The sequence below is a fragment of the Agromyces binzhouensis genome, assembly GCF_004135055.1.
GTDB lineage: Bacteria > Actinomycetota > Actinomycetes > Actinomycetales > Microbacteriaceae > Agromyces > Agromyces binzhouensis.
The window spans coordinates 1-2,270 of sequence record NZ_SDPL01000464.1 but is presented as its reverse complement, the minus strand read 5'-3'; the positions used below and the strand labels follow the sequence as shown (position 1 = coordinate 2,270).

3 protein-coding genes are annotated in these 2,270 nt (G+C 74.4%); 1 reads left to right on the top strand and 2 read right to left on the bottom strand.

Translation table 11 applies throughout. From position 1 onward, the window contains the following. Positions 1-85 precede the first annotated feature (85 nt). The gene (locus ESO86_RS15710) at positions 86-502 is read right to left on the bottom strand and encodes a TOBE domain-containing protein (RefSeq protein WP_129235803.1); all 417 of its coding nucleotides are present in this window, start codon (positions 500-502) and stop codon (positions 86-88) included. A 101-nt stretch (positions 503-603) separates the two neighbouring features. After that, on the bottom strand, positions 604-1,272 hold the full coding sequence (locus ESO86_RS15705) for a GNAT family N-acetyltransferase (RefSeq protein WP_129235802.1): 669 nt from the start codon (positions 1,270-1,272) through the stop codon (positions 604-606). Between the two features lie 189 nt (positions 1,273-1,461). Here ESO86_RS15705 and ESO86_RS15700 point away from each other — a divergent pair. Then, positions 1,462-2,270 (top strand): HesA/MoeB/ThiF family protein (locus tag ESO86_RS15700; RefSeq protein WP_165308024.1); only part of this gene is annotated, 809 nt, incomplete at its 3' end.

Here is a 2,270-nt window from a genome sequence, read left to right as displayed (position 1 = left end):
AGCCCGGCGAGTCCCGCACCGGCGAGCACGACCGCGGCGACGCGGGAGCGGAGCATCCGCCGCCCGCCGTCTCGGGCGCTTCGGCTCACGCGTCGACCCCGCCCGGGAGCTCGATCGAGACCACGGTGGCCTTCGCGCTCGCGGCGGCGAGCATGCCGGGTTCGAGCCCGAGCTCGTCGGCGGCCTCGCGGCTCATGAGGGAGACGATCCGGAACGGTCCCGCGCGGAGTTCCACCTGGGCCATCACGCCGTCGCGCTCGACGGCGGTGACGAGGCCGACGAAGCGGTTGCGCGTCGAGGCGCGCGCGAGCGGGAACGCCCGGGCGAGCGCGCCGCCGTCGGGTTCGTCGCCGAGCAGCCGGACGAGTTCGGACCCCGCGACCATGCGGATGCCGTTCGCGCCGCGTTCGAGCTCGAGGCGACCCGCGTCGGCCCACCGGCGGACCGTGTCGTCACTCACCCCGAGGAGGGCTGCTGCCTCGCTGATGCGGAACGACCTCATCGTTCCTCCCGCGAATGCGTCACCATAGGGTGAGGATACCCGCACCTGCGGAAGCGATCCAGCCCGCTCCCGACCGGATCGGGCGCACGATCGTCGCCGGGTCAGCTGCCGTGCAGTGCCGCGTACCGTTCCGCGTCGATGGCCAGCACGCGCGTCGTGCCGTCGTTCGCGACCTCCTCGAAGCCGAGCCGCTCGGCGAGCGCCTTCGAGGCGGCGTTGCCGGGCGTCATGTGCGCCTCGGCGACCGACGCCCGCAACTGGCCGAACGCCAGCCCGAGCATCGCGAGGCCCGCCTCGGAGGCGTAGCCCTTGCCCTGCCACCGCGGACCGATCACCCAGCCGACCTCGACCCGACGCGCGGCCGGATCGAGCGAGCGCAGGTGCAGCGACGCATCGCCGATCAGCCGGTCGTCGAGGAGCACCGCGAGGGCGAGGAAGTCGTCGCGCTGCTCGAGCCGGGTGTGGTGCGTGCGGTTGAGCAGGTGCACGAACGACTCGGCGCGGGTCCGCAACGGCCAGGAGAGGTGCTCGACGACCGCCGGATCCGACTGCAGCTCGTACCAGGCGGCGGCATCGGCCAGTCGGTGCGGGCGCAGCGTGAGGCGTTCCGTGACGATGACGGGGGAGCGCACCCCGTCGGGGATGCGCGGCCCGCGCAGGAACCTCGGGCGCTGCGGGACGAGGTCGCGGATCAGGCGCACCACGTCGGTCGACGGGTCTCGCGACCCGCCTCGCCCGGCGCCGGGCGGTGCTCCTGTCGTGCGGCTCATCGAGGCCCCCTCATCACGCTTCCGCATTCGTCCGCACCGCGCAAGACCGGGAAGTCGGTGTCGCGCGGCGCTGGAACCGCGGCCCCTCGCCGGCACGGTCTGACCTCGACGCTATGCGGCGTTCCTGTGAGGATGACAGGGATTGCCTCGGGCAACCCGATGGCCTAGCCCTGCTGGAAGAATCGAGCCATGCCCATCGATCCCGATTCGCCGCGGTTCGCGCGGCAGCGCGTGCTCCCGGGCATGGGCGCGGCAGGCCAGCGCCGACTCGCCGGAGCCCACGTCGTGGTGCTCGGCATGGGCGGGCTCGGCAGCGCCGTGCTCCCCGCGCTCGCCGCGGCGGGCGTGGGGCGCCTCACGCTCGTCGACGACGACGTGGTCGAGCCGACCAACCTCCATCGCCAGACGCTGCACCACGACGCCGACGTCGGGCGGGCCAAGGTCGCCTCCGCGACGGATGCCGCGCTGCTCCTCGCGCCCGACGCCGACGTCCGGCCGGTCCGCGCGCGATTCGACGCGGGCAACGCCGACGACCTGCTCTCCGGCGCCGACCTCGTGGTCGACGGCACCGACGACATCCTCACCCGGTACGTCGCCGACGACGCCGCTGCGCGCGCCGGGATCCCGCTCGTCTGGGGCTCGGCCGCGAGGTTCTCCGGCCAGGTCGGGGTGTCCTGGGAGGCGCGAGGCGTCTCGTACCGCGACCTCTTCCCCGAGCCGCCCGCCGATGCGGGGCTGAGCTGCGAGGTCGACGGCATCCTCCCCACCGTCTGCACCGTCACCGGCGGGCTCATGGCCGGGGAGGTGCTGAAGCTGCTGACCGGACTCGGCGAGCCCCTGCTCGGACGGGTGGCGGTCTACGACGCGCTGGTCGGTCGCACCCGCGAGATCGTCTACGCGCGAGCGGATGACGCGCCCGAGCCTCAGCCGCCCCGGGCCCCGGCGCACGCCGAGGCGAGCGTGCCCTCCGCGCCCTCCGCGCCCACCGCGCCCGGCGA